Raw genomic sequence first — 22,428 nt, 5'->3', positions numbered from 1 at the left:
ATGGCTATCCGCAAGTACAAGCCGACCACGCCGGGCCGTCGCGGCTCCTCCGTGGCCGACTTCGTCGAGATCACCCGGACCACGCCGGAGAAGTCGCTGACCCGTCCGCTGCCCAAGAAGGGCGGCCGCAACAACCAGGGTCGGATCACCACCCGGCACCAGGGCGGCGGTCACAAGCGCGCCTACCGGATCGTGGACTTCCGCCGCTACGACAAGGACGGCGTCCCGGCGAAGGTCGCCCACATCGAGTACGACCCCAACCGCACCGCCCGCATCGCGCTGCTGCACTACGCCGACGGCGAGAAGCGCTACATCATCGCGCCGAAGGACCTGGCGCAGGGTGCTGCGGTCGAGGCCGGCCCGAACGCCGACATCAAGCCGGGCAACAACCTGCCGCTGCGCAACATCCCGGTCGGTACCACGATCCACTGCATCGAGCTCCGTCCCGGCGGCGGCGCCAAGATCGCCCGGTCCGCCGGCATCAGCGCGCAGCTGGTCGCCAAGGAGGGCTCCCGCGCCACGCTGCGGATGCCCTCCGGCGAGATGCGCTTCGTCGACGTGCGCTGCCGCGCCACCGTCGGTGAGGTGGGCAACGCCGAGCAGTCCAACATCAGCTGGGGCAAGGCCGGCCGGATGCGGTGGAAGGGCAAGCGCCCCACCGTCCGTGGTGTGGTCATGAACCCGGTCGACCACCCGCACGGTGGTGGTGAGGGCAAGACCTCGGGTGGTCGCCACCCGGTGTCCCCGTGGGGCAAGCCGGAGGGTCGCACGCGCAAGCGCAAGCCCTCCGACGCCCAGATCATCCGCCGCCGCAAGACCGGCAAGAAGCGCTGAGCAGGAGATAGAGGATGCCTCGCAGCCTGAAGAAGGGCCCCTTCGTCGACGACCACCTGATGAAGAAGGTGGACGCCGAGAACGACAAGGGCACCAAAAACGTGATCAAGACCTGGTCGCGTCGCTCGATGATCGTGCCGGCCATGATCGGCCACACGATCGCCGTGCACGACGGCCGCAAGCACGTCCCGGTGTTCGTGACCGACGCGATGGTCGGCCACAAGCTGGGCGAGTTCGCCCCGACCCGCACCTACCGCGGGCACGTGAAGGACGACCGGAAGGGCCGCCGTCGCTGACGGCCCGACGACTGGACTGGAGACGAAAGACTCATGAGCGTTACTGAGCGCCGGCGCACGAGCGCCCGCCGCGAGTCGCTGCTCGGCGACCAGCCGGGCGCCTTCGCGAGTGCCCGCTTCGTGCGGATCACCCCGATGAAGGCCCGCCGTGTCGTCGACATGGTCCGTGGCCTGCCGGTCGACGAGGCCCTGTCCCTGCTGCAGTTCGCGCCGCAGGCAGCATCGGAGACCGTCTACAAGGTGCTGGAGAGCGCCATCGCCAACGCCGAGACCACCGAGGGCCTCGACCGCAACGGCCTGGTCGTCTCCATCGCGCGGGTCGACGAGGGCCCGACCATGAAGCGGTGGCGGCCGCGCGCCCAGGGGCGCGCGACCCGCATCCTCAAGCGGACCAGCCACATCACGCTGGTCGTCCAGCCTGAGGACGCGGTCACGGCCACGAAGAACGGAAAGGGTGCCTGATGGGCCAGAAGATCAACCCGAACGGCTTCCGTCTCGGCATCTCCACGGACCACAAGTCCCGGTGGTACGCCGACAAGCTGTACAAGTCCTACGTCGGCGAGGACGTGGCGATCCGCAAGCTGCTCTCCAAGGGCATGGAGCGGGCCGGCATCTCCAAGGTCGAGATCGAGCGGACGCGTGACCGGGTCCGGGTCGACATCCACACCGCCCGCCCGGGCATCGTCATCGGTCGCCGTGGCGCCGAGGCCGACCGCATCCGTGGCGAGCTCGAGAAGCTGACCGGCAAGCAGGTCCAGCTCAACATCCTCGAGGTCAAGAGCCCCGAGGTGGACGCGCAGCTGGTCGCCCAGGGTGTCGCCGAGCAGCTGGCCGGACGCGTGCAGTTCCGTCGTGCCATGCGCAAGGCGATGCAGACCGCGATGCGCTCCGGTGCCAAGGGTGTCCGGATCCAGTGCTCGGGCCGGCTCAACGGCGCCGAGATGTCGCGCACCGAGTTCTACCGCGAGGGGCGGGTTCCGCTCCACACGCTGCGTGCCGACATCGACTACGGCTTCTACGAGGCCCGCACGACCTTCGGCCGGATCGGCGTGAAGGTCTGGATCTACAAGGGCGAGGTCGCCGGCAGCCGTGCCGAGCGGCAGGCCCAGCAGGCCGCCCGCGCCGGTGTCCCCGGTCGCGGTGGTCGTGGCGGCCGGGGCGAGCGCCCCAGCCGTGGTTCGCGCCCGTCGCGTGCCGACCGTGCTGCCGAGGCCCCCGCGGCCGAGGCCGCCCCGGCGGCTGCGCCCGAGTCCGGAACGGAGGGCTGAGCATCATGCTGATGCCCCGTCGTGTGAAGCACCGCAAGCAGCACCACCCCAAGCGGCGTGGTGTGGCCAAGGGCGGTACGTCGCTCGCGTTCGGTGACTTCGGGATCCAGGCGATCGAGGGTCACTACGTGACCAACCGCCAGATCGAGTCCGCGCGTATCGCCATGACCCGCCACATCAAGCGAGGCGGCAAGGTGTGGATCAACATCTACCCCGACCGCCCGCTCACCAAGAAGCCGGCCGAGACCCGGATGGGTTCCGGCAAGGGTTCGCCCGAGTGGTGGGTCGCCAACGTCAAGCCCGGCCGCGTCATGTTCGAGCTGTCCGGTGTGTCCGAGGAGGTCGCCCGCGAGGCGATGCGCCGCGCGATGCACAAGCTCCCCATGAAGTGCCGGTTCGTGTCCCGAGAGGAAGGTGAGTTCTGATGGCCAGCAAGTTGCGGGCGCACGAGCTCGACGAGCTGACCAACCAGGACCTCGAGGGCAAGCTGCGCGAGGCCAAGGAGGAGCTGTTCAACCTGCGCTTCCAGGCGGCCACGGGCCAGCTGGAGAGCCACGGTCGGCTCCGTACGGTCAAGAAGGACATCGCCCGGATCTACACCGTGGTGCGCGAGCGCGAGCTCGGCATCCGCACCGCTCCGGACGCTGAGAAGGAAGAGGCTTCCGCATGAGCGAGCAGCAGGTCACGAGGAACGCGCGCAAGGTCCGCGAGGGCCTGGTCGTGTCCGACAAGATGGACAAGACCGTGGTGGTCGCTGTCGAGGACCGCGTCAAGCACGCCCTCTACGGCAAGGTCATGCGCAAGACGTCGAAGCTCAAGGCGCACGACGAGAGCAACGAGTGCGGCATGGGCGACCGGGTCCTGATCATGGAGACCCGCCCGCTGTCGGCCACCAAGCGCTGGCGGGTCGTCGAGATCCTCGAGCGCGCCAAGTAACCAGGCGCCAGCCCCGAACAGACACAGCAGTTCCCCAAGGCTTGGTCCCAGGCCGAGAACCAGGGCGACAAGGAGAGACAGAAGATGATTCAGCAGGAGTCGCGACTCAAGGTCGCCGACAACACGGGTGCCAAGGAGATCCTGTGCATCCGCGTGCTCGGCGGATCGGGTCGCCGCTACGCCGGCATCGGTGACGTCGTCGTGGCCACCGTCAAGGACGCGATCCCGGGTGGCAACGTCAAGAAGGGCGACGTCGTCAAGGCTGTCGTCGTGCGGACCGTCAAGGAGCGCCGTCGTCCCGACGGTTCCTACATCCGCTTCGACGAGAACGCCGCGGTGATCCTCAAGGCCGACGGCGAGCCCCGCGGTACCCGCATCTTCGGCCCCGTCGGGCGCGAGCTGCGCGAGAAGAAGTTCATGAAGATCATCTCGCTGGCCCCGGAGGTGCTCTGACCATGGCGAAGAACCGGAAGAAGAGCGTGAACATCAAGAAGGGCGACCAGGTCGTCGTCATCGGCGGCAAGGACAAGGGCGCCCAGGGCAAGGTGATCCGCGTGCTCCGTGAGGAGCAGCGGGTCGTCGTCGAGGGCGTCAACCGCATCAAGCGGCACACCAAGGTCGTCGACCAGGGCGGCCGCGGCGGCACCACCGGCGGGATCATCACCGCCGAAGCGCCGATCCACGTGTCCAACGTGATGCTGGTCGAGGGCGACGGCGTGACCCGCGTCGGCTTCCGCCGCGACGAGGTCACCAAGCGCCGTCCCGACGGCTCCACCTACACCGCCGCGCGCAGCGTGCGCGTCTCCCGCAAGTCCGGGAAGGAGATCTGAGATGACCGACACGAGTGTCGAGACCGAGAAGGTCACTCCCCGGCTGAAGACCCGCTACCGCGAGGAGATCCTGCCGGCGCTGGCCGCCGAGTTCGAGATCAAGAACGTGATGCAGGTCCCCGGCCTGGTCAAGATCGTGGTCAACATGGGCGTCGGTGAGGCGGCCCGCGACTCGAAGCTGATCGAGGGCGCGGTCCGTGACCTCACCGCCATCACCGGCCAGAAGCCGATGGTGACCAAGGCCCGCAAGTCGATCGCCCAGTTCAAGCTGCGCGAGGGCATGCCGATCGGCGCCCACGCGACGCTGCGCGGCGACCGGATGTGGGAGTTCCTCGACCGGCTGCTCTCGCTGGCGCTGCCGCGGATCCGTGACTTCCGGGGCCTCTCGCCCAAGCAGTTCGACGGCCGTGGCAACTACACCTTCGGGCTGACCGAGCAGGTCATGTTCCACGAGATCGACCAGGACAAGGTCGACCGCTCGCGGGGCATGGACATCACGATCGTGACCACCGCCACCGACGACGAGCAGGGCCGTGCCCTGCTCAAGCAGCTCGGCTTCCCGTTCAAGGAGAACTGACATGGCGAAGACTTCCCTCAAGGTCAAGGCCGCGCGCAAGCCGAAGTTCGCGGTGCGTGGCTACACCCGCTGCCAGCGGTGTGGTCGGCCCAAGGCCGTCTACCGCAAGTTCGGCCTGTGCCGCATCTGCCTGCGCGAGATGGCGCACCGGGGCGAGCTGCCGGGCGTGACCAAGTCCTCTTGGTGACCACCAAGATCCCCAACCGCTGAAGGTCCCGCTGCGGCGGGAAACCACAGAAGAGAGAGAACGACCGAACATGACGATGACTGACCCGATCGCAGACATGCTGACGCGTCTGCGCAACGCCAACCAGGCGTACCACGACGTGGTGGCCATGCCCTACAGCAAGCTGAAGGCCGGCGTCGCGGAGATCCTCCGCCAGGAGGGCTACATCACCTCCTTCGAGGTGCAGGAGGCCGAGGGCCCCGGCAAGACGCTGGTGATCACCCTCAAGTACGGCCGCAACCGTGAGCGCTCGATCGCCGGTGTCCGCCGCATCAGCAAGCCCGGCCTGCGCGTCTACGCCAAGCACACCGGCCTGCCCAAGGTCCTCGGCGGCCTCGGTGTCGCGATCATCTCGACCAGCCAGGGCCTGCTGACCGACCGCCAGGCAAACCAGAAGGGCGTGGGTGGGGAAGTCCTCGCCTACGTCTGGTGACCCGACTACACCCGTAAGGAGAGAGAAGCATGTCGCGCATTGGCAAGCTCCCGATCGCGGTGCCGTCGGGTGTCGAGGTCGCGGTGCAGGAGCGCCTGGTGACCGTCAAGGGACCCAAGGGCACCCTGAGCCACACCGTGGCCGCCCCGATCACCGTCGAGAAGACCGACGGCGTCATCGAGGTCAAGCGTCCGGACGACGAGCGCTACAGCCGCTCGCTGCACGGCCTGACCCGGACCCTGATCAACAACATGGTGGTCGGCGTCACCGAGGGCTACGAGAAGAAGCTCGAGATCGTCGGCGTCGGCTACCGCGTGCTCGCGAAGGGCCCGACCCAGCTGGAGTTCCAGCTCGGCTACAGCCACCCGATCACGTTCAACGCGCCCGAGGGCATCACCTTCACGGTGGAGGGGCCGACGAAGCTCGGCGTCCAGGGCATCGACAAGCAGCTGGTCGGCGAGACCGCTGCCAACATCCGCAAGCTGCGCAAGCCCGAGCCCTACAAGGGCAAGGGCGTGCGGTACGCCGGCGAGCACGTCCGCCGCAAGGTCGGAAAGGCTGGTAAGTGACCATGGCGATCAAGCTCACCCAGGGCAAGCACACCTACGCGCGGGCCAAGTCGCGGCTGCGCCGCCAGGTCCGTGGCCGCAAGAAGGTCTCCGGCACCGCCGAGCGGCCGCGCCTGGTCGTCACGCGCTCCTCGCGCCACATCACCGTCCAGGTGGTGGACGACCTCGTCGGCAAGACGCTGGCGTCCGCGTCCACCATGGAGGCGGACCTGCGTGGCCAGGACGGCGACAAGACCGCCAAGGCCCGCAAGGTCGGGGAGCTCGTCGCCGAGCGCGCCAAGGCCAACGGTGTCGAGAGCGTGGTCTTCGACCGTGCCGGCAACAAGTACCACGGCCGGGTCGCGGCCCTGGCCGACGGCGCCCGCGAGGGCGGCCTGATCTTCTGATGGCAGACATGACATTCAAGGGAGTTATCTGATGAGCGGATCCCAGCAGCGCGGACAGCGCGCCGGTGGCGGCCGCGGTGGCCGCGACGGTGGTCGCGGTGGCCAGCAGGAGAAGAGCCAGTACCTCGAGCGCGTCGTCGCGATCAACCGCGTCGCCAAGGTCGTGAAGGGTGGTCGTCGCTTCAGCTTCACCGCCCTGGTGATCGTCGGTGACGGCGAGGGCCTGGTCGGCGTCGGCTACGGCAAGGCCAAGGAGGTGCCCGCCGCGATCGCGAAGGGCGTCGAGGAGGCCAAGAAGAACTTCTTCAAGGTCCCCCGGATCCAGGGCACCATCCCGCACCCGGTCCAGGGCGAGAAGGCCGCCGGCGTGGTGCTGCTGCGCCCGGCCGCCCCCGGTACCGGTGTGATCGCGGGTGGTCCCGTGCGCGCCGTCCTCGAGTGCGCCGGCATCCACGACGTCCTGAGCAAGTCGCTCGGCTCCTCCAACCAGATCAACATCGTGCACGCGACCGTCGAGGCGCTGCGGATGCTGGAGCAGCCGGAGGACGTGGCGGCCCGCCGTGGCCGTCCGGTCGAGGACGTCGCCCCGGCTGCCCTCCTGAAGGCCCGGGCCGAGGTGCCCGAGGGCGTCTCCCAGGAGGTGTCGGCCTGATGGCGCAGCTCAAGGTCCAGCAGAAGAAGTCGACGATCGGCTGCAAGGCCAACCAGCGCGAGACGCTGCGCACCCTCGGCCTGAAGCGGATCGGCGACGTCGTCGTCAAGGAGGACCGCCCGGAGATCCGGGGCATGGTCCAGACCGTCCGTCACCTCGTGACGGTCGAAGAGGTGGAGTGACATGACCCTCAAGCTGCATCACCTGCGTCCGGCCCCGGGCGCCAAGACCGCCAAGACCCGCGTGGGTCGCGGTGAGGCGTCGAAGGGCAAGACCGCGGGCCGCGGTACCAAGGGCACCAAGGCCCGCAACCAGGTCCCCGTCGCCTTCGAGGGCGGCCAGATGCCGATCCACATGCGGCTCCCGAAGCTCAAGGGCTTCAAGAACCCGTTCAAGGTGGAGTTCCAGGTCGTCAACCTCGACCGGATCGGCGAGCTGTTCCCCGAGGGCGGCACCGTCACGGTCGACGACCTCGTGGCCAAGGGCGCGGTCCGCAAGGGCCAGCCGGTCAAGGTCCTCGGCCAGGGCGACATCTCGGTCAAGGTCGACGTGACGGCCCACGCCTTCTCCGGCTCTGCCAAGGAGAAGATCGAGGCCGCCGGCGGAACCACCACGACCGTCTGAGTCGTTCTTCGATGCGAACCCGTTCGGGGCGCGGACGACCCGCAGCAGCGGGCCTGCCGCGCCCCGACGCACATCCGGAGGGGTCGAGGCTGCCTGTTAGGCTTCCCCGGTCCTCTCGCCGACGTCGGTCGAGCCTGGTGGCAGTGACACCGGGGCGAGAGCCGCACCCAGCCTGCAGAAAGAGGAAGTCGTGCTGAGCGCCTTCGCCAACGCGTTCCGGACCCCGGACCTGCGTCGGAAGCTGTTGTTCGTCCTGATGATCATCACGATCTTCAGGCTCGGGTCGCAGGTGCCGGCGCCGGGGGTCGACGTCGCCAACGTCCAGCAGTGCCTCTCGCAGATCGAGAACGAGGGCCTCTACAGCCTGATCAACCTGTTCTCCGGCGGCGCGCTGCTCCAGCTGACGATCTTCGCGCTGGGGATCATGCCCTACATCACCGCCAGCATCATCCTGCAGCTGCTGGTGGTGGTGATCCCGCGGCTGGAGGCCCTCAAGAAGGAGGGCCAGGCCGGCCAGGCCAAGATCACGCAGTACACGCGCTACCTGACGCTCGGCCTCGCCGTGCTCCAGGCCACCGGCATCGTGGCGCTGGCCCGCTCGCGGAGCCTGCTGCAGGGATGCCCGCTCCCGCTGCTCCACGACGAGGGCACCGCGACCTTCCTGGTCATGGTGATCACGATGACCGCCGGCACCGCCGTGATCATGTGGTTCGGCGAGCTCATCACCGAGCACGGCATCGGCAACGGCATGTCGCTGCTGATCTTCACCCAGGTCGTCGCCACCTTCCCGGGCGCCATGTGGCGGGTGGCCACCACCCAGGGCTGGTGGGTCTTCGGCATCGTGATGGCCATCGGCCTGGTCATCATCGCCGGTGTCATCTTCATCGAGCAGGCGCAGCGCCGGATCCCGGTGCAGTACGCCCGCCGGATGGTGGGCCGCAAGATGTTCGGCGGCTCCTCGACCTACATCCCGCTCAAGGTCAACCAGGCCGGCATCATCCCGGTCATCTTCGCCGCTTCGCTGATGTACCTCCCGGCGATGGCGGTGCAGTTCAACCAGACCAACACCGACTCGGCGTGGGTCCAGTTCCTCGACCGCTACTTCGTGCAGGGCGACCACCCGCTCTACATGGCGGCCTACTTCCTGCTGATCATCTTCTTCACCTACTTCTACGTGTCGATCACCTTCAACCCGCAAGAGGTGGCCGACAACATGAAGAAGTACGGCGGCTTCATCCCGGGCATCCGGGCGGGCAAGCCCACCGAGGACTACCTGGGCTACGTCCTGTCCCGCATCACCGCGCCGGGTGCGCTCTACCTCGGCCTGATCGCGCTGATCCCGCTGATCGCGCTGGTGCTGATCGGCGCCGACCAGAACTTCCCGTTCGGCGGCACCTCGATCCTGATCATGGTCGGCGTCGCGCTCGACACCGTGAAGCAGATCGAGAGCCAGCTGCAGCAGCGCAACTACGAAGGGTTCCTGAAGTAACGATGAGGCTGATCCTGATGGGCCCCCCCGGGGCCGGCAAGGGAACCCAGGCCCGCCACGTCGCCGACCACTTCGGGATCCCGGCGATCTCCACGGGTGACATCTTCCGGGCCAACGTCTCCGCCGGGACCGAGCTGGGCGTCGAGGCGCAGCGCTACATGGACGCCGGCGAGTACGTCCCCGACGAGATCACCAACCGGATGGTCCGCAACCGGATCGACGAGGCGGACGCCGAGCCCGGCTTCCTCCTCGACGGCTACCCGAGGACCCTCGCCCAGGTCGAGGAGCTCGACGGCATGATCCGCCACACCGGCCATGCGCTGGACGCGGCGGTCGTCCTGACCGTCGACCCCGAGGAGCTCGTGCAGCGGCTGCTGCAGCGTGCCCGGACCGAGGGCCGGGCCGACGACACCGAGGACGTGATCCGCCGCCGGCAGCAGGTCTACCGCGAGCAGACCGAGCCGTTGATCGACGTCTACCGGGAGCGCAAGGTCCTGGTCGAGGTCGACGGCATGGGCTCCGTCGACGCGGTGACCGAGCGGATCTTCGCCGCCCTGGACGACGTCCCCCAGTCCTGATGCTGAGCGCCTGATGGGGTGGGGCGACCGCGGCGTCCAGATCAAGACGCCCGAGCAGATCGACGTCATGCGCAAGGCGGGTCTCGTCGTCGGCCGTACCCTCCAGCTGCTCCGCGAGTCCGTCCGGCCGGGGATCACCACGGGAGAGCTCGACGCGATCGCGGAGGACAGCATCCGGTCCGCGGGTGCGACGCCGAGCTTCAAGGGCTACAGCCACCCGCCCTTCCCCGCCTCGATCTGCGCCTCGGTCAACGACGAGGTCGTGCACGGCATCCCGGGGGAGCGGGTCCTGGCCGAGGGCGACATCATCTCCATCGACTGCGGCGCGATCGTCGACGGCTGGCACGGGGACGCCGCGACCACCGTGGCGGTGGGGGAGGTGCCCCACGACGTCAGGGAGCTGATGCGGGTCACCGAGGAGGCGCTCTGGCACGGGATCGCGGCGGCGCGCCTCGGGGGCCGGGTCACCGACATCTCCCACGCGGTGGAGTCGCACGTCCGCTCCCAGCCCCACCCGACCGGCGGCTCCTACGGCATCCTCGAGGAGTACGTCGGGCACGGGATCGGGTCGGAGATGCACCAGCCGCCCAACGTCCCCAACTACGGCCGGCCCGGTCGCGGCCCCAAGCTCGTCCGCGGGCTCGCGCTGGCCGTGGAACCGATGATCACGTTGGCGAGCAACGAGACCACGCTGCTCCCCGACGAGTGGACGGTCGGGACCGTCGACGGCAGCTGGGCCGCCCACTTCGAGCACACGTTCACGCTGACTCCGGAGGGGGCGTGGGTGCTCACGGCCCTCGACGGGGGCGAGGAACGCCTCCAGCAGCTGGGCGTGCCGTTCGGCGGTCACTGACGCTGTGCGAGGATAGGCGCGCCAGGAGGGGAGTACTCCCACGTCCCGGTCTCGTCATCACGACTGTCCACCCTGCGGCGGTCCGGGGCCGCGAGTCGCCATGCGACGGAAGAGACCTCCGGTGTAGTCAGCCGTCAGCGACATCATCGGAGGTTCCGTGGACGTCAGCAGCCTTGAGTGGGGCATCACCCTCGGCGTCACCATCGCCGTCCTGCTCTTCGACGTCGTGGTCATCGCCCGCAACCCCCACGAGCCGACGATGCGGGAGTGCACGGTCGCCCTCAGCTTCTACATCGGGGCCGCCGTCGCGTTCGGCATCTGGGTGTGGGCCTTCCACGGCCAGACCTTCGGCATCGAGTTCTACGCCGGCTGGCTGACCGAGTACAGCCTCTCGATCGACAACCTGTTCGTCTTCATCATCCTGATGGGGGCGCTGGCCGTGCCGCGCGAGTACCAGCAGGAAGCCCTCATGGTGGGCATCATCCTGGCCCTCGTGTTCCGAGGCATCTTCATCGCGCTGGGCTACCAGCTGATCAACAACTTCTCGTGGGTCTTCTACGTCTTCGGCGCGTTCCTCGTCTACACCGCGTGGAAGCTCATCGAGAGCCACCGCAGCGGCGAGGAGGAGCACCCGGAGGACAACCGGGTGGTGAAGTTCGCCCAGAGCCACCTCAACGTCGGCACCGAGTTCCGAGGCCTGAAGCTGTGGTGGCGGGACAACGGCATCCGCGTCGTGTCGCCGATGCTCATCGTCATCATCGCGCTGGGCATGACCGACATCCTGTTCGCCCTGGACTCGATCCCCGCGATCTTCGGCATCACCCAGGAGCCCTACCTGGTCTTCACGGCCAACGTCTTCGCCCTCATGGGCCTGCGCCAGCTCTACTTCCTGCTCGGCGGCCTGCTGGAGCGGCTGGTGTTCCTCTCCTACGGGCTGGCGTTCATCCTGGCCTTCATCGGCCTCAAGCTGGTCCTCCACGCCCTCCACGAGAACGAGCTGGCGTTCATCAACGGCGGGGAGCACGTGCCGGTGCCCGAGATCCCGTCGCTGCTCAGCCTGGGGGTCATCGTGACCACCCTCGTGGTGACGGCCGTGGCCAGCCTGCGGCACGACCGGCGCAGCGCCCGCGAGAACGTCGGCACCCCACCGGGCATCAGCTGACCCCGGAGTCGGGCTCGACCGATTAGGGTTTCGCGGCCCGCTCGCCCTACACTGGCATGTCGGCCCAACGTGGGTTGCGTTTCGTGGTGCCTCGCGGCTGCCCGGAATCACATGTCGAACTCTCACCGAGAGGACGCGCGTGCGCCCGGGAAGAGGCCCACGTGACCACCTGACGAGGTCCACCGGACGCTCTCGAGCGGCCGGAGGTTCGCGGGTCGAACGGTAGATGACGACCGACCGAGAGATTGCGGAGGACATGCCGAAGAAGGAAGGCGTGATCGAGATCGAGGGCACCGTCGTGGAGGCCCTCCCCAACGCCATGTTCCGGGTCGAGCTGACCAACGGACACAAGGTGCTCGCCCACATCAGCGGCAAGATGCGCCAGCACTACATCCGGATCCTCCCCGAGGACCGCGTGGTGGTGGAGCTGTCCCCCTACGACCTCACGCGGGGTCGCATCGTCTACCGGTACAAGTAGCCGCCACGAGCAGAAAGGGCTGACATGAAGGTCAACCCGAGCGTCAAGAAGATCTGTGACAAGTGCCAGGTGATCCGTCGCCACGGCCGCGTCATGGTCATCTGCAGCAACCCGCGCCACAAGCAGCGGCAGGGCTGAGCCCGCCCGCTGCGGCCGAGCACAACTGAACACCTCATCCACGTGATCGCTTAGGTCCCCAGGGACCGAAACCACCTCCGGAACGGATGGCCGGGGCCCGGGCTCGACGAAGACCGGGACGCGACACGACCACACCACCGTGAACCGAAAGGGAACCGCCACACATGGCACGCCTCGTCGGAGTGGACCTGCCGCGCGACAAGCGCATCGAGGTCGCACTCACCTACATCTACGGCATCGGCCGTACCCGCGCCCAGGAGCTGCTGGCCGCCACCGGGGTCTCCCCGGACCTGCGCGTCCACCAGCTGGGTGACGAAGAGCTGGTCAAGCTCCGCGACGAGATCGAGGGCCGCGAGCTCAAGATCGAGGGTGACCTGCGCCGTGAGGTGCAGGCCGACATCCGTCGCAAGATCGAGATCGGCAGCTACCAGGGTCGCCGCCACCGCCAGGGCCTTCCGGTCCGCGGTCAGCGCACCAAGACCAACGCGCGCACCCGCAAGGGCCCCAAGCGCACCGTCGCCGGCAAGAAGAAGGCCAAGTGATCCGCGCCTCGAGCGCTGATCCGGACTTCCCGACCTCGAACGCTTCCAGCAACTTCAGGAGATAACGAATGCCTCCCAAGAGCCGCGCCGGAAAGGTGCGTCGCAAGGAGAAGAAGAACGTCGCCCAGGGCGAAGCCCACATCAAGAGCACGTTCAACAACACCATCGTCACGATCACCGACCCCACCGGAGCGGTGATCTCGTGGGCCTCTGCCGGCACCGTCGGCTTCAAGGGCTCCCGCAAGTCCACGCCGTTCGCCGCGCAGATGGCCGCCGAGGCCGCTGGTCGCCGGGCGATGGAGCACGGGATGAAGAAGATCGACGTCTTCGTGAAGGGCCCGGGTTCGGGCCGCGAGACGGCGATCCGTTCCCTGGGTGCGATCGGCCTCGAGGTCGGCACCATCCAGGACGTCACGCCCGCGCCCCACAACGGATGCCGCCCGCCGAAGCGCCGGCGCGTCTGACGCCTCGACCAGCCCCCGAAGAGCCAAGGAGTCTTTGAGCTATGGCCCGCTACACCGGCCCCATGACCAAGAAGTCGCGCCGTCTCGGCGTCGACCTCGTCGGTGGGGACGCTGCCTTCGAGAAGCGTCCCTACGCGCCCGGCCAGCACGGCCGCGGCCGCATCAAGGAGAGCGAGTACCTCCTCCAGCTTCGTGAGAAGCAGAAGGCGCGCTACACCTACGGCGTCCTCGAGAAGCAGTTCATCCGCTACTACAAGGAGGCCAGCCGCCGCGACGGCAAGACCGGCGACAACCTCCTGCAGCTGCTGGAGTGCCGCCTCGACAACGTCGTCTACCGCGCCGGCTTCGCCCGGACCCGCCGCCACGCCCGGCAGCTGGTCGTGCACGGCCACTTCCTCGTCAACGGCCGCAAGGTGGACATCCCGTCCTACCAGGTCAGCGCCCACGACGTGATCGACGTGCGCGAGAAGTCGCTGGAGATGACCCCGTTCATCGTCGCCCGTGAGACCCACGGCGAGCGAGTCGTCCCGGCATGGCTGGAGGCCATCCCCTCGCGGATGCGCATCCTCGTCCACCAGCTCCCGGTCCGCGCCCAGATCGACATCCCGGTCCAGGAGCAGCTGATCGTCGAGTTCTACTCGAAGAAGTAAGCCCCTTCCGTCACACCTCGCAGATCTGGGTCCGTCAAATAGCGGTCGGGCCCGGAAAGGAAAGAATCAGTGCTCATCGCACAGCGCCCCACCCTGTCGGAAGAGTCCGTCGACGAGTTCCGCTCGCGGTTCGTCATCGAGCCGCTGGAGCCCGGCTTCGGCTACACGCTCGGCAACTCGCTGCGGCGTACCCTGCTGTCCTCCATCCCGGGTGCCTCGGTCACGAGCATCAAGGTGGACGGCGTCCTCCACGAGTTCTCGACCATCGAGGGCGTCAAGGAGGACGTCACCGAGGTCATCTTGAACCTCAAGGGCCTGGTCGTCTCCTCCGAGCACGACGAGCCCGTGACCATGTACCTCCGCAAGTCCGGTGCCGGTGACGTCACCGCCGCCGACATCAACCCGCCGGCGGGCGTGGAGGTGCACAACCCCGACCTCAAGATCGCCACCCTGTCCGACAAGGGCAAGCTGGAGATGGAGCTCGTGGTCGAGCGGGGTCGCGGCTACGTCTCGGCGGTGCAGAACAAGGGTGCCGACAACGAGATCGGCCGGATGCCGGTCGACTCGATCTACAGCCCCGTGCTCAAGGTGACCTACAAGGTCGAGGCCACCCGTGTCGAGCAGCGGACCGACTTCGACAAGCTCGTCATCGACGTCGAGACCAAGCCGTCGATCCGTCCTCGCGACGCCATCGCGTCGGCCGGCAAGACGCTGGTCGAGCTCTTCGGCCTGGCCCGGGAGCTCAACGTCGAGGCCGAGGGCATCGACATCGGTCCGTCGCCGGTCGACGAGCAGCTCGCTGCCGACCTGGCGCTGCCGGTGGAGGAGCTCAACCTCACTGTCCGCTCCTACAACTGCCTCAAGCGGGAGGGCATCCACACCGTGGGTGAGCTGATCTCGCGCTCGGAGCAGGACCTGCTCGACATCCGGAACTTCGGCGCCAAGTCGATCGACGAGGTCAAGGCCAAGCTGGTCGAGATGGGCCTCTCGCTCAAGGACAGCGCGCCGGGCTTCGACCCGCACGCCGCCCTGGCGGCCTACGGCGCCGAGGACGACGACGACGCGTTCGTCGAGGACGAGCAGTACTGATCAGACCCCACTACCCCGGTACCTGACACGGCCGGGGAGGAACGAGAAGAAGCATGCCTACTCCCAAGAAGGGCCCCCGCCTCGGCGGCAGCCCGTCGCACCAGCGGCTGATCCTGTCGAACCTGGCCAGCCAGCTCTTCGAGCACGGCCGGATCACGACCACCGAGTCGCGGGCGCGCACCCTGCGCCCGTACGCCGAGAAGCTGATCACCAAGGCGAAGAAGGGTGACCTGCACAACCGTCGCGAGGTCCTCAAGACCATCCGCGACAAGTCGGTCGTGCACACCCTGTTCACCGAGATCGCGCCGACCTTCTCCGAGCGTCCCGGCGGCTACACCCGGATCACCAAGCTCGGCCCCCGCAAGGGCGACAACGCTCCCATGGCGGTCATCGAGCTCGTGACCGAGCCCTACTCGCCGAAGGCGCCGTCCTCGACGAAGCGGACCGAGGCCGCTGCCCCGGCTCCGGCTGAGGAGCCCCCGGCCGACGAGGCCCCGGCCGAGGAGTCCGAGGTCGAGGCCACCGAGGTCGAGGAGGCCCCGGAGGCGGAGGCCGCCGAGGCTCCCGAGGCGACCGATGAGGCCGAGACGGCTTCTGAGGAGGCTCCGGCCGAGGACGCCGACGAGGAGTCCAAGGACGCCTGATCCGTCCTCACGCAGCACCCGGTTGACGGCCCGCCACCCCGCTGGGGTGGCGGGCCGTCGGCGCCTCGCTAGCGCGGCCAGGCCTCGTCGACGAGGCGGTGTACCTCCTCGCGGGCCAGGCCGAGGGACCGGGCGGTGGCGACGTAGGCCGCTGCGGCATCCCGTGCGTCGCCTGACGCCGCGGCCGCCGTCGAGGCCACGAAGGTCCCACGCCGCCCCTCGGTCACCACGACGCCGTCCGCCTCGAGCTCCCGGTAGGCGCGGGCCACGGTGTTGGCGGCCAGGCCCAGCTCGCCGGCGAGCGCCCGCACCGTCGGGAGCCTGGTGCCCGGTGCCAGGTCGCCGGACGCGGCGCGGCGGGCGATCTGGCTGCGCAGCTGGTCGAAGGGCGGCTGCGTGGAGTCCGGGTCGGGCGGCTCGATCCGCATGGCGGAAGCCTAGGGCTCGCCACGCCGGAGCGGATGCTGTAGCAATTGAGCATGTCGCACAGCGGTCTGGTCGTCGGCGAGTCCCTGGTCGACATCGTGCGCGGCGGCGACGGCAGCAGCCGGGAGTACGCCGGGGGGAGCGCCGCCAACGTCGCGGTCGCCCTCGCCCGGCTGGGACGGACGGTCCACTTCGCGACGAGCTGGGGCGACGACCCGCGCGGCACCATGCTCGCCGAGCGGCTCGAGCGCGACGAGGTACGCCTCGCCGTCGACCCGCACGCCCTCGGCCACACCTCGACCGCGATCGCCACCATCGGGGCCGACGGGCACGCGACCTACGAGTTCGACCTCGCCTGGCGGCTCAACCCCCTGTCGGAGGACCTCACACCCCTGGTCGTGCACGCGTGCTCGCTGGGGGCGGTCATCGAGCCGGGTGACGCCGACGTGCGGGACCTGCTCCAGCGGCTGCGCGGCACCGCCACGGTCACCTACGACGTCAACGTCCGGCCCGCCATCACCGGGACCGGTGACGACCTGCGCGAGCGGGTGGAGGCGGTGGCCGCCCTCAGCGACGTCGTCAAGGCCAGCGACGAGGACCTCGAGGCGTTGTACGCCGGCCTCGACCCGATCGCCGGCGCCAAGCGGCTGCTGGCGCTCGGCCCCTCCGGCGTGGTGGTCACCCGGGGCCACGGAGGTGCCACCTGGATCTCGGCCACCCAGGAGGTCGACGTGGCCGCCGTGCCGGTGGCGGTGGCCGACACGATCGGGGCGGGGGACACGTTCTGTGCCGCGATGATCGACGCGTTGTGGGACGACGACCTGCTCGGCGCCCACCGCCGGGTGGCCCTCGCGGACGTCCAGCGCGACGCGGTCGTGAGGGTGCTGGCGCACGCGGCGCGGGCCGCGGCCGTCACGGTCTCGCGACCGGGTGCGGACCCGCCGTACCGTCGCGAGCTCGGCTGACCGTCACCCGCGGGGAGCGCTCCAGGCTGGGTCGCGGCCGATGAAGCCGAGGAGCCGGTCCTGGACGCACGCGTCGTCGGCGACCGCCACACGCGGGCCGTACTGGCCCGAGGACCGCATGAGCTCGTCGTAGGGCTCCATCCCCGCCAGCATGGCCGCGCACTCGTCGGCGTCGAGGTGCAGGGACTGTCCCGTTGCGCGTGCCAGGTCCCACGCGTGCAGGAACACGTCGGAGGTGTAGAAGAGGTCGATCGCCTGGTCGAGCGGGAGCTCGCCGGTGTGGGGGTCGGCGAACGGGATCTCCGCGGAGTCCGGGTCATCGAGCAGCCGCTGCACCGACCTCACCTGCGCGTCCCAGGCGCCGGCGGGATCGTCGGCGACGGAGGGGCCGGCAGGGAGCCGCACGTCCGCGCCCGCCGCCAGGAACCCCGGCAGCCAGCCGACCAGGTGGTCGACCACGTCGCGGGCCGTCCACCCGGCCACGGGTGCGGGCGCGTCCCAGTCGCCGGTCCCGCTGACCAGCGTCGAGAACGTGCCCGCGTGGCGGCGGTGGCGGTCGGCCGGGTCAGGCACCGGGGCCCCGGACGACGCGGCCGTGCTCCTCCACGATCCGGTCGATGGCGGTCGCCATCAGACCGCGCCCCGGGCGAGCAGGCCGTCGAGCTTGGCGTAGCCCTCGTGCACGCCGGTGTCCATGCCACTGGACAGCATCGCGTCCCGGCCCTCGATCGAGTCGCACAGCGACTGGGCGTGGAGACGGGTGCGGCCGTCGCCGAGGTCCTCGAACCTGACCGTCTCGAGGGCGATCGCCTCGGGCATGCCTTCGTAGGTGAAGGTCTGAACGATGCGGTCCTCGCCGACCTCGGGGAAGGTGCCGCGGAAGCCGTGGTCGACGCCGTCGTGCTCGCACACGTAGCGGTAGGAACCCAGCGTCCGGCAGTCCCAGTGGTCGATCCGGGTGGTCACCGCGTCCGGGCCGATCCAGCGGGCGAACAGCTCGGGGTCGGTGTGGGCACGCATCAGCTGCTCCGGCGCCGCGTCGAAGTCGCGGGTGATCCGGATGACGGGCAGGTCTGGGACCGCCTCGATGGCGGCCTCGGCGTAACGGGTGGTGGTGGTGCTCATGATGCGGTTCCTTCCTGGGGTCGGTCGTCCTCGTGGTCGCTCTCGTCCATCTCGGCCAGCACCGCGTCCAGGCGCTGGAAGCGCTCCTCGGCCTGGCGCCGGTAGCGCTCGATCCACTTCGTCATCAGGTCGAACACCTCGGCCTCCAGGTGCACCGGTCGGCGCTGCGCCTCGCGGCTGCGGGTGACGAGCCCGGCGTCCTCCAGCACCTTGAGGTGCTTGGAGACCGCCTGCAGGCTCACGTCGTACGGCGCGGCGATGTCACCCACGGTGGCGTCACCCTCGGTGAGCCGCGCGACGATGTCGCGTCGCGTCGGGTCGCTGAGGGCGGCGAACACGCGGGAGAGCTGGTCGCTCATGCGGGTGGCCTTTCTCAACTGATCGGTTGAGCAAGACGGTAGGCGGCCAGTCTGGCTCTTGTCAACCCATCGGTTGAACAAGGGCTCTCTAGGATCGGCGCGTGCGGCTGCGGATCGACCTCGCCTACGACGGCACCGACTTCCACGGCTGGGCCTCCCAGCCGGACCTCCGGACCGTCCAGGGGACCCTCGAGTCCGCGCTCGCCACCGTGCTCCGGCTGCCCGAGGCGCGGCTGGTCTGCGCGGGTCGCACGGACACCGGCGTCCACGCCCGCGGACAGGTCGCTCACGTGGACCTCCCCGAGGAGGCCTACGACGACCAGCTCCTGCGACGGCTCAACGGGATCCTCCCGGCCGACCTGCGGGTGCGGGAGGTGTCCGTCGCGCCCCCTGGCTTCGACGCCAGGTTCGCCGCCACCTGGCGGCGGTACGCCTACCGGGTGGCGGACCGTCCGGGCGGCAGCGACCCGCTCACCCGCAACCACGTGCTGTGGTGGCCCCGGCCGCTGGACGTCGACGCGATGGCGGAGGCCTCGACGCCGCTGGAGGGGTTGCACGACTTCGCGGCCTTCTGCAAGCAGCGCGAGGGGGCGACGACGATCCGGACGCTCCAGCGCCTCACGTGGGAGCGGGAGCCCGGCGGCCTCGTGGTCGCCACGGTGCGCGCCGACGCGTTCTGCCACCACATGGTCCGGTCGCTGGTGGGCGCTCTGCTGGCGGTGGGCGAGCGGCGGCGGTCGGTGGCCTGGCCCGCGGAGGTCCTGACGGCGGGAGTGCGCGACTCCGCGGTCCCGGTGGTGCCGGCCCACGGGCTGACGCTCGAGGAGGTCGGCTACCCCGCCGGCGTGGACGGACTGCGCCGGCAGGCCGAGCGGGCGCGCGCGAAGCGGGAGGCGTGATGGGGGAGGACCACTACTTCGCGGCCGACCCGGCGGCGCCGTTCGCCCGCGAGGAGTTCACGTGCCGGGTGTGGGACCACGAGCTGACCCTGACCAGCGGCGCCGGGGTTTTCAGCAAGGGGCACCTCGACCACGCGACGGGCGTGCTGCTCCGCGAGGTCGGGCCGCCGGCCCAGGGGCAGTTCCTCGACCTCGGGTGCGGCTACGGCGTGATCGGACTGGCGATCTCCGTCGCGGTCCCGCTCGCGACGGTCACGGGCATCGACGTCAACGAGCGGGCGATCCTGCTGGCCAACGAGAACGCCCGGCGACTGGGCGTCGCCGGGCGCTACGTCGCCTGCCGGGCCGAGCAGGTGCCCAGCGACGCGACGTACGACGAGATCTGGTCGAACCCGCCGATCCGGATCGGCAAGCAGGCGCTGCACGAGCTGCTCCTGACCTGGCTGCCCCGGCTGCGTCCGGAGGGCCGGATGCTGCTGGTGGTCGGCAAGAACCTGGGCGCCGACTCGCTGCAGCGTTGGCTCGGCGACCAGGGGTGGCCGACCGAACGGCTCGCGAGCGCCAAGGGGTTCCGCGTCCTGGAGACGCGCCACGGGTGAGCCTCACACGCAGCAGGTGTCGTTGCTCCTGACCCCGGCGTCCTCGAGGACGGTGTAGATCTCCCAGCGCTCGCCGTGCGGGCTCCCCTCGACCCAGAACTTGTCCTGCCGGGCGTAGCAGCAGGTGGTGTCGCGCTCGTCGATCGATGCCAGCCCCGCCTCCGCGAGACGACGCTGCTCGGCGTCCACGGTGCCGGTGTCGGCGACCTCCACGCCGAGGTGGTTGAGCGAGCCGCCCTGACCGGGGTTCTCGATCAGCACGAGCTTCAGCGGCGGCTCCGCGACCGCGAAGTTGGCATAGCCCGGCCGGGTCTTGGCGGGCTCGGTGCCGAAGAGCTTGCTGTAGAAGGCGACCGAGGTGGCCAGGTCGTCCACGTTGAGGGCCAGCTGCAAACGGGTCATGACTACTCCTAGACATTGATGACTGTCGATATCTGGCACCCAGTTTGCGTCGGGAATCGATGGATGTCAATATCGATGTATGTCGAAGTCCTTGACGCTGACGCCGGCCGACGCCGTGGCCTGCTGCTCACCGCTGACGAGTGAACCGCTGTCGGCCGAGGCCGCCGTCGGCGTCGTCCCCCTGCTCAAGGCGCTGGCCGACCCCGCCCGGCTGCGGCTGCTCTCGCTGATCGCCTCCCACGAGGGCGGCGAGGCCTGCGTGTGCGACCTGCACGAGGCCTTCGACCTCTCGCAGCCCACCATCAGCCACCATCTCAAGGTGCTCCACGACGCCGGCCTCCTGGGTCGCGAGAAGCGGGGCGTCTGGGTCTACTACCGGGTCGACGACCAGCTCCTGGCCGACCTCGGCGGGCTGATCGCGAGCGCCGGCCGTTGACCCGCCGGGCTCTCACCCTTCCGCCGGAGGGGCAGGTCTCCGCGCGCCTGTCGACGCTGGACCGCTGGCTGCCGCTCTGGATCGGGCTGGCCATGGCGGCCGGGCTGCTGCTCGGCCGGCTCGTGCCCGGGCTCGACGGCGCGCTCGGCGCGGTCGAGGTCGACGGCATCTCGCTGCCGATCGCGATCGGGCTGCTGGTGATGATGTACCCCGTCCTCGCCAAGGTCCGCTACGACCGCCTCGACAGCGTGACCGCCGACCGGCGACTGCTCGCCTCCTCCCTGGTGCTCAACTGGCTCGTGGGGCCGGCGCTGATGTTCACCCTGGCCTGGCTGATGCTGCCCGACCTGCCCGAGTTCCGGACCGGGCTGATCATCGTCGGGCTCGCGCGGTGCATCGCGATGGTCATCATCTGGAACGACCTCGCGTGCGGTGACCGCGAGGCCGCCGCGGTGCTGGTGGCCCTCAACTCCGTCTTCCAGGTCGTGGCCTTCGCCCTGCTGGGCTGGTTCTACCTCGAGGTGCTGCCGGCCTGGCTCGGCCTCGGCACCGCCCAGCTCGACGTCTCCGCCTGGCAGATCGCTCGGTCCGTCCTGGTGTTCCTCGGCATCCCGCTGGTCCTCGGCTACCTCTCGCGGCGGCTGGGGGAGCGGGCCCGGGGCCGCGACTGGTACGAGACGTCGTACCTGCCGAAGGTCGGGCCGTGGGCACTGATCGGCCTGCTCTTCACGATCGTGGTCCTCTTCGCCCTGCAGGGTGACCGCATCACCTCACAACCGCTGGACGTCGTCCGGATCGCGCTGCCGCTGCTCGCCTACTTCGCCCTGATGTGGGGCAGTGGCTTCCTGCTCGGGCAGGCCCTGCGCATGTCCTACGAGCGCACCACGACGCTGGCGTTCACGGCAGCCGGCAACAACTTCGAGCTCGCGATCGCGGTCGCGATCGCAACGTTCGGCGTGACCTCGGGTCAGGCACTGGCCGGCGTGGTCGGACCGCTGATCGAGGTGCCCGTCCTCGTGGGTCTCGTCTACGTGAGCCTCGCCCTCCGCGACCGCTTCCCCCACCAGACCCCCGGAGGCACCACATGAGCGCACCGACGGTCCTGTTCGTCTGCGTCCACAACGCGGGCCGTTCCCAGATGGCTGCCGGCTACCTGCGCCACCTCGGTGGCGACCGCGTGCAGGTCTTCTCCGCCGGCTCGCAGCCCGCCGAGTCGATCAACCCGGTCGCGGTCGAGGCGATGGCCGAGGAGGGCATCGACATCACCGCCGCGGTTCCCAGCGTGCTGACGACCGAGGCCGTCGAGGAGTCCGACGTGGTGATCACGATGGGCTGCGGCGACGCCTGCCCGATCTTCCCCGGGAAGCGCTACGAGGACTGGGAGCTGACCGACCCCGCCGGGCAGGGCATCGACGTGGTCCGGCCGATCCGCGACGAGATCCGCCGTCGCGTCGAGACGCTCCTGGGCGAGCTGGTCCGTTCCTAGCCTTCCCTCGACC

Annotated in this window: 39 protein-coding genes; 34 read left to right on the top strand and 5 right to left on the bottom strand. The window is 69.4% G+C overall.

The genetic code is table 11. The features are described 5' to 3' along the window. The 28 genes from rplB (at position 1) to rplQ (ending at position 15,718) form a co-directional block, all read left to right on the top strand. Positions 1-834, top strand: a complete 834-nt coding sequence (gene rplB / locus K6T13_RS14385; RefSeq protein WP_222895231.1) for a 50S ribosomal protein L2 — start codon at positions 1-3, stop codon at positions 832-834. Positions 835-848: 14 nt separating this feature from the next. Next, positions 849-1,130 (top strand): 30S ribosomal protein S19, encoded by a 282-nt coding sequence (gene rpsS / locus K6T13_RS14380; protein WP_222895230.1) that lies wholly within the window; start codon positions 849-851, stop codon positions 1,128-1,130. 33 nt (positions 1,131-1,163) lie between these two features. Next, entirely contained in the window at positions 1,164-1,592 is a 429-nt protein-coding gene (rplV, locus tag K6T13_RS14375; protein WP_222895229.1) for a 50S ribosomal protein L22, read from the top strand. Next, positions 1,592-2,398: a 30S ribosomal protein S3 gene (rpsC, locus tag K6T13_RS14370; protein ID WP_222895228.1), complete on the top strand. Its 807-nt coding sequence runs from the start codon at positions 1,592-1,594 to the stop codon at positions 2,396-2,398. The genes rplV and rpsC overlap by 1 nt, the downstream gene beginning before the upstream one ends. Before the next feature lie 5 nt (positions 2,399-2,403). Next, positions 2,404-2,823, top strand: coding sequence for a 50S ribosomal protein L16 (gene rplP / locus K6T13_RS14365; RefSeq protein WP_222895227.1), 420 nt, complete (start codon positions 2,404-2,406; stop codon positions 2,821-2,823). Then, positions 2,823-3,068, top strand: a complete 246-nt coding sequence (gene rpmC, locus K6T13_RS14360) for a 50S ribosomal protein L29 (protein ID WP_222895226.1) — start codon at positions 2,823-2,825, stop codon at positions 3,066-3,068. The genes rplP and rpmC overlap by 1 nt, the downstream gene beginning before the upstream one ends. Next, on the top strand, positions 3,065-3,334 hold the full coding sequence (gene rpsQ, locus K6T13_RS14355; protein WP_222895225.1) for a 30S ribosomal protein S17: 270 nt from the start codon (positions 3,065-3,067) through the stop codon (positions 3,332-3,334). The genes rpmC and rpsQ overlap by 4 nt, the downstream gene beginning before the upstream one ends. Before the next feature lie 84 nt (positions 3,335-3,418). Then, positions 3,419-3,787, top strand: coding sequence for a 50S ribosomal protein L14 (rplN, locus tag K6T13_RS14350; protein WP_222895224.1), 369 nt, complete (start codon positions 3,419-3,421; stop codon positions 3,785-3,787). A gap of 2 nt (positions 3,788-3,789) precedes the next feature. Beyond that, complete coding sequence (gene rplX / locus K6T13_RS14345) at positions 3,790-4,164, top strand: 50S ribosomal protein L24 (RefSeq protein ID WP_222895223.1); 375 nt, start codon at positions 3,790-3,792, stop codon at positions 4,162-4,164. Position 4,165: 1 nt separating this feature from the next. Further along, positions 4,166-4,741: a 50S ribosomal protein L5 gene (rplE, locus tag K6T13_RS14340; RefSeq protein ID WP_222895222.1), complete on the top strand. Its 576-nt coding sequence runs from the start codon at positions 4,166-4,168 to the stop codon at positions 4,739-4,741. A 1-nt stretch (position 4,742) separates the two neighbouring features. Then, complete coding sequence (locus K6T13_RS14335; protein ID WP_010831721.1) at positions 4,743-4,928, top strand: type Z 30S ribosomal protein S14; 186 nt, start codon at positions 4,743-4,745, stop codon at positions 4,926-4,928. A 70-nt stretch (positions 4,929-4,998) separates the two neighbouring features. Continuing rightward, positions 4,999-5,400: a 30S ribosomal protein S8 gene (gene rpsH, locus K6T13_RS14330; RefSeq protein WP_222895221.1), complete on the top strand. Its 402-nt coding sequence runs from the start codon at positions 4,999-5,001 to the stop codon at positions 5,398-5,400. A gap of 29 nt (positions 5,401-5,429) precedes the next feature. After that, positions 5,430-5,969, top strand: coding sequence for a 50S ribosomal protein L6 (rplF, locus tag K6T13_RS14325; RefSeq protein ID WP_222895220.1), 540 nt, complete (start codon positions 5,430-5,432; stop codon positions 5,967-5,969). A gap of 2 nt (positions 5,970-5,971) precedes the next feature. Continuing rightward, complete coding sequence (rplR, locus tag K6T13_RS14320) at positions 5,972-6,355, top strand: 50S ribosomal protein L18 (protein ID WP_222895219.1); 384 nt, start codon at positions 5,972-5,974, stop codon at positions 6,353-6,355. A 31-nt stretch (positions 6,356-6,386) separates the two neighbouring features. Beyond that, on the top strand, positions 6,387-7,007 hold the full coding sequence (gene rpsE / locus K6T13_RS14315) for a 30S ribosomal protein S5 (protein WP_222895218.1): 621 nt from the start codon (positions 6,387-6,389) through the stop codon (positions 7,005-7,007). After that, a complete protein-coding gene (gene rpmD, locus K6T13_RS14310; protein WP_222895217.1) occupies positions 7,007-7,189 on the top strand; it encodes a 50S ribosomal protein L30 in 183 nt (60 codons plus the stop codon). The genes rpsE and rpmD overlap by 1 nt, the downstream gene beginning before the upstream one ends. Position 7,190: 1 nt before the next feature. Then, positions 7,191-7,631: a 50S ribosomal protein L15 gene (gene rplO, locus K6T13_RS14305; RefSeq protein WP_222895216.1), complete on the top strand. Its 441-nt coding sequence runs from the start codon at positions 7,191-7,193 to the stop codon at positions 7,629-7,631. Positions 7,632-7,821: 190 nt separating this feature from the next. After that, positions 7,822-9,120 carry a preprotein translocase subunit SecY gene (secY, locus tag K6T13_RS14300; protein ID WP_222895215.1) on the top strand — a complete coding sequence of 433 codons (1,299 nt, stop codon included), beginning with the start codon at positions 7,822-7,824 and terminating at the stop codon, positions 9,118-9,120. A gap of 2 nt (positions 9,121-9,122) precedes the next feature. Continuing rightward, positions 9,123-9,698: an adenylate kinase gene (locus K6T13_RS14295; RefSeq protein WP_222895214.1), complete on the top strand. Its 576-nt coding sequence runs from the start codon at positions 9,123-9,125 to the stop codon at positions 9,696-9,698. A gap of 13 nt (positions 9,699-9,711) precedes the next feature. Beyond that, on the top strand, positions 9,712-10,551 hold the full coding sequence (gene map / locus K6T13_RS14290; RefSeq protein ID WP_222895213.1) for a type I methionyl aminopeptidase: 840 nt from the start codon (positions 9,712-9,714) through the stop codon (positions 10,549-10,551). A 157-nt stretch (positions 10,552-10,708) separates the two neighbouring features. Continuing rightward, positions 10,709-11,713: a TerC family protein gene (locus K6T13_RS14285; RefSeq protein WP_222895212.1), complete on the top strand. Its 1,005-nt coding sequence runs from the start codon at positions 10,709-10,711 to the stop codon at positions 11,711-11,713. Between the two features lie 256 nt (positions 11,714-11,969). After that, positions 11,970-12,191, top strand: a complete 222-nt coding sequence (gene infA / locus K6T13_RS14280; RefSeq protein ID WP_036490070.1) for a translation initiation factor IF-1 — start codon at positions 11,970-11,972, stop codon at positions 12,189-12,191. A 24-nt stretch (positions 12,192-12,215) separates the two neighbouring features. Further along, entirely contained in the window at positions 12,216-12,329 is a 114-nt protein-coding gene (gene rpmJ / locus K6T13_RS14275) for a 50S ribosomal protein L36 (protein WP_028660644.1), read from the top strand. A gap of 164 nt (positions 12,330-12,493) precedes the next feature. Then, positions 12,494-12,871 (top strand): 30S ribosomal protein S13, encoded by a 378-nt coding sequence (gene rpsM, locus K6T13_RS14270; RefSeq protein WP_222895211.1) that lies wholly within the window; start codon positions 12,494-12,496, stop codon positions 12,869-12,871. Positions 12,872-12,939: 68 nt separating this feature from the next. Beyond that, complete coding sequence (rpsK, locus tag K6T13_RS14265; protein ID WP_222895210.1) at positions 12,940-13,335, top strand: 30S ribosomal protein S11; 396 nt, start codon at positions 12,940-12,942, stop codon at positions 13,333-13,335. A gap of 41 nt (positions 13,336-13,376) precedes the next feature. Continuing rightward, complete coding sequence (rpsD, locus tag K6T13_RS14260; protein ID WP_222895209.1) at positions 13,377-13,985, top strand: 30S ribosomal protein S4; 609 nt, start codon at positions 13,377-13,379, stop codon at positions 13,983-13,985. A 69-nt stretch (positions 13,986-14,054) separates the two neighbouring features. Beyond that, positions 14,055-15,074: a DNA-directed RNA polymerase subunit alpha gene (locus K6T13_RS14255; RefSeq protein ID WP_222895208.1), complete on the top strand. Its 1,020-nt coding sequence runs from the start codon at positions 14,055-14,057 to the stop codon at positions 15,072-15,074. A 53-nt stretch (positions 15,075-15,127) separates the two neighbouring features. Then, positions 15,128-15,718 carry a 50S ribosomal protein L17 gene (gene rplQ / locus K6T13_RS14250; RefSeq protein WP_222895207.1) on the top strand — a complete coding sequence of 197 codons (591 nt, stop codon included), beginning with the start codon at positions 15,128-15,130 and terminating at the stop codon, positions 15,716-15,718. Between the two features lie 68 nt (positions 15,719-15,786). On the opposite strand, the gene K6T13_RS14245 is transcribed toward rplQ, so the two are convergent. Beyond that, a complete protein-coding gene (locus K6T13_RS14245; RefSeq protein WP_222895206.1) occupies positions 15,787-16,146 on the bottom strand; it encodes a GntR family transcriptional regulator in 360 nt (119 codons plus the stop codon). 51 nt (positions 16,147-16,197) lie between these two features. Between K6T13_RS14245 and K6T13_RS14240 the strand changes: the two genes are divergently transcribed. Next, positions 16,198-17,109, top strand: coding sequence for a PfkB family carbohydrate kinase (locus K6T13_RS14240; protein ID WP_222895205.1), 912 nt, complete (start codon positions 16,198-16,200; stop codon positions 17,107-17,109). 3 nt (positions 17,110-17,112) lie between these two features. On the opposite strand, the gene K6T13_RS14235 is transcribed toward K6T13_RS14240, so the two are convergent. Genes K6T13_RS14235 through K6T13_RS14225 form a run of 3 tightly spaced genes read right to left on the bottom strand, consistent with a single transcriptional unit; the run spans position 17,113 to position 18,593 of the window. Then, complete coding sequence (locus K6T13_RS14235; RefSeq protein WP_222895204.1) at positions 17,113-17,682, bottom strand: TIGR03086 family metal-binding protein; 570 nt, start codon at positions 17,680-17,682, stop codon at positions 17,113-17,115. 57 nt (positions 17,683-17,739) lie between these two features. After that, positions 17,740-18,234, bottom strand: a complete 495-nt coding sequence (locus tag K6T13_RS14230; protein WP_222895203.1) for an SRPBCC family protein — start codon at positions 18,232-18,234, stop codon at positions 17,740-17,742. Next, the gene (locus tag K6T13_RS14225; protein ID WP_222895202.1) at positions 18,231-18,593 is read right to left on the bottom strand and encodes an ArsR/SmtB family transcription factor; all 363 of its coding nucleotides are present in this window, start codon (positions 18,591-18,593) and stop codon (positions 18,231-18,233) included. Before K6T13_RS14225 ends, K6T13_RS14230 begins: the two co-directional genes overlap by 4 nt. Before the next feature lie 101 nt (positions 18,594-18,694). Here K6T13_RS14225 and truA point away from each other — a divergent pair, with 101 nt between their 5' ends. After that, positions 18,695-19,492, top strand: coding sequence for a tRNA pseudouridine(38-40) synthase TruA (gene truA / locus K6T13_RS14220; protein WP_222895201.1), 798 nt, complete (start codon positions 18,695-18,697; stop codon positions 19,490-19,492). Beyond that, positions 19,492-20,091, top strand: a complete 600-nt coding sequence (locus K6T13_RS14215; protein ID WP_222898310.1) for a class I SAM-dependent methyltransferase — start codon at positions 19,492-19,494, stop codon at positions 20,089-20,091. The genes truA and K6T13_RS14215 overlap by 1 nt, the downstream gene beginning before the upstream one ends. Positions 20,092-20,094: 3 nt before the next feature. Here the strand turns inward: K6T13_RS14215 and K6T13_RS14210 are convergent, their stop codons facing one another. Beyond that, positions 20,095-20,493 (bottom strand): ArsI/CadI family heavy metal resistance metalloenzyme, encoded by a 399-nt coding sequence (locus tag K6T13_RS14210; protein WP_222895200.1) that lies wholly within the window; start codon positions 20,491-20,493, stop codon positions 20,095-20,097. 79 nt (positions 20,494-20,572) lie between these two features. On the opposite strand from K6T13_RS14210, the gene K6T13_RS14205 reads away from it, so the two are divergent. The 3 genes from K6T13_RS14205 to K6T13_RS14195 are packed head-to-tail and all read left to right on the top strand — an operon-like array spanning position 20,573 to position 22,415. After that, positions 20,573-20,929 (top strand): ArsR/SmtB family transcription factor, encoded by a 357-nt coding sequence (locus K6T13_RS14205; protein WP_222895199.1) that lies wholly within the window; start codon positions 20,573-20,575, stop codon positions 20,927-20,929. Beyond that, on the top strand, positions 20,926-22,017 hold the full coding sequence (gene arsB, locus K6T13_RS14200) for an ACR3 family arsenite efflux transporter (RefSeq protein WP_283247927.1): 1,092 nt from the start codon (positions 20,926-20,928) through the stop codon (positions 22,015-22,017). Before K6T13_RS14205 ends, arsB begins: the two co-directional genes overlap by 4 nt. Continuing rightward, on the top strand, positions 22,014-22,415 hold the full coding sequence (locus K6T13_RS14195; RefSeq protein WP_222895198.1) for an arsenate reductase ArsC: 402 nt from the start codon (positions 22,014-22,016) through the stop codon (positions 22,413-22,415). The genes arsB and K6T13_RS14195 overlap by 4 nt, the downstream gene beginning before the upstream one ends. The last annotated feature ends 13 nt before the right edge of the window (positions 22,416-22,428 follow it).

Origin of the sequence: Nocardioides coralli (assembly GCF_019880385.1) — a bacterium.
Lineage (GTDB): Bacteria > Actinomycetota > Actinomycetes > Propionibacteriales > Nocardioidaceae > Nocardioides > Nocardioides coralli.
Note: the sequence above shows the minus strand (reverse complement) of the source record. Positions and strands in the feature narration are given on the sequence as shown.

Coding starts and splice junctions, on each gene's coding strand:
- rplB (WP_222895231.1), top strand. CDS start 1: ATGGCTATCCGCAAGTACAAGCCGACCACGCCGGGCCGTCGCGGCTCC.
- rpsS (WP_222895230.1), top strand. CDS start 849: ATGCCTCGCAGCCTGAAGAAGGGCCCCTTCGTCGACGACCACCTGATG.
- rplV (WP_222895229.1), top strand. CDS start 1,164: ATGAGCGTTACTGAGCGCCGGCGCACGAGCGCCCGCCGCGAGTCGCTG.
- rpsC (WP_222895228.1), top strand. CDS start 1,592: ATGGGCCAGAAGATCAACCCGAACGGCTTCCGTCTCGGCATCTCCACG.
- rplP (WP_222895227.1), top strand. CDS start 2,404: ATGCTGATGCCCCGTCGTGTGAAGCACCGCAAGCAGCACCACCCCAAG.
- rpmC (WP_222895226.1), top strand. CDS start 2,823: ATGGCCAGCAAGTTGCGGGCGCACGAGCTCGACGAGCTGACCAACCAG.
- rpsQ (WP_222895225.1), top strand. CDS start 3,065: ATGAGCGAGCAGCAGGTCACGAGGAACGCGCGCAAGGTCCGCGAGGGC.
- rplN (WP_222895224.1), top strand. CDS start 3,419: ATGATTCAGCAGGAGTCGCGACTCAAGGTCGCCGACAACACGGGTGCC.
- rplX (WP_222895223.1), top strand. CDS start 3,790: ATGGCGAAGAACCGGAAGAAGAGCGTGAACATCAAGAAGGGCGACCAG.
- rplE (WP_222895222.1), top strand. CDS start 4,166: ATGACCGACACGAGTGTCGAGACCGAGAAGGTCACTCCCCGGCTGAAG.
- K6T13_RS14335 (WP_010831721.1), top strand. CDS start 4,743: ATGGCGAAGACTTCCCTCAAGGTCAAGGCCGCGCGCAAGCCGAAGTTC.
- rpsH (WP_222895221.1), top strand. CDS start 4,999: ATGACGATGACTGACCCGATCGCAGACATGCTGACGCGTCTGCGCAAC.
- rplF (WP_222895220.1), top strand. CDS start 5,430: ATGTCGCGCATTGGCAAGCTCCCGATCGCGGTGCCGTCGGGTGTCGAG.
- rplR (WP_222895219.1), top strand. CDS start 5,972: ATGGCGATCAAGCTCACCCAGGGCAAGCACACCTACGCGCGGGCCAAG.
- rpsE (WP_222895218.1), top strand. CDS start 6,387: ATGAGCGGATCCCAGCAGCGCGGACAGCGCGCCGGTGGCGGCCGCGGT.
- rpmD (WP_222895217.1), top strand. CDS start 7,007: ATGGCGCAGCTCAAGGTCCAGCAGAAGAAGTCGACGATCGGCTGCAAG.
- rplO (WP_222895216.1), top strand. CDS start 7,191: ATGACCCTCAAGCTGCATCACCTGCGTCCGGCCCCGGGCGCCAAGACC.
- K6T13_RS14295 (WP_222895214.1), top strand. CDS start 9,123: ATGAGGCTGATCCTGATGGGCCCCCCCGGGGCCGGCAAGGGAACCCAG.
- map (WP_222895213.1), top strand. CDS start 9,712: ATGGGGTGGGGCGACCGCGGCGTCCAGATCAAGACGCCCGAGCAGATC.
- infA (WP_036490070.1), top strand. CDS start 11,970: ATGCCGAAGAAGGAAGGCGTGATCGAGATCGAGGGCACCGTCGTGGAG.
- rpmJ (WP_028660644.1), top strand. CDS start 12,216: ATGAAGGTCAACCCGAGCGTCAAGAAGATCTGTGACAAGTGCCAGGTG.
- rpsM (WP_222895211.1), top strand. CDS start 12,494: ATGGCACGCCTCGTCGGAGTGGACCTGCCGCGCGACAAGCGCATCGAG.
- rpsK (WP_222895210.1), top strand. CDS start 12,940: ATGCCTCCCAAGAGCCGCGCCGGAAAGGTGCGTCGCAAGGAGAAGAAG.
- rpsD (WP_222895209.1), top strand. CDS start 13,377: ATGGCCCGCTACACCGGCCCCATGACCAAGAAGTCGCGCCGTCTCGGC.
- rplQ (WP_222895207.1), top strand. CDS start 15,128: ATGCCTACTCCCAAGAAGGGCCCCCGCCTCGGCGGCAGCCCGTCGCAC.
- K6T13_RS14245 (WP_222895206.1), bottom strand. CDS start 16,146: ATGCGGATCGAGCCGCCCGACCCGGACTCCACGCAGCCGCCCTTCGAC.
- K6T13_RS14240 (WP_222895205.1), top strand. CDS start 16,198: ATGTCGCACAGCGGTCTGGTCGTCGGCGAGTCCCTGGTCGACATCGTG.
- K6T13_RS14230 (WP_222895203.1), bottom strand. CDS start 18,234: ATGAGCACCACCACCACCCGTTACGCCGAGGCCGCCATCGAGGCGGTC.
- K6T13_RS14225 (WP_222895202.1), bottom strand. CDS start 18,593: ATGAGCGACCAGCTCTCCCGCGTGTTCGCCGCCCTCAGCGACCCGACG.
- K6T13_RS14215 (WP_222898310.1), top strand. CDS start 19,492: ATGGGGGAGGACCACTACTTCGCGGCCGACCCGGCGGCGCCGTTCGCC.
- K6T13_RS14210 (WP_222895200.1), bottom strand. CDS start 20,493: ATGACCCGTTTGCAGCTGGCCCTCAACGTGGACGACCTGGCCACCTCG.
- K6T13_RS14205 (WP_222895199.1), top strand. CDS start 20,573: ATGTCGAAGTCCTTGACGCTGACGCCGGCCGACGCCGTGGCCTGCTGC.
- K6T13_RS14195 (WP_222895198.1), top strand. CDS start 22,014: ATGAGCGCACCGACGGTCCTGTTCGTCTGCGTCCACAACGCGGGCCGT.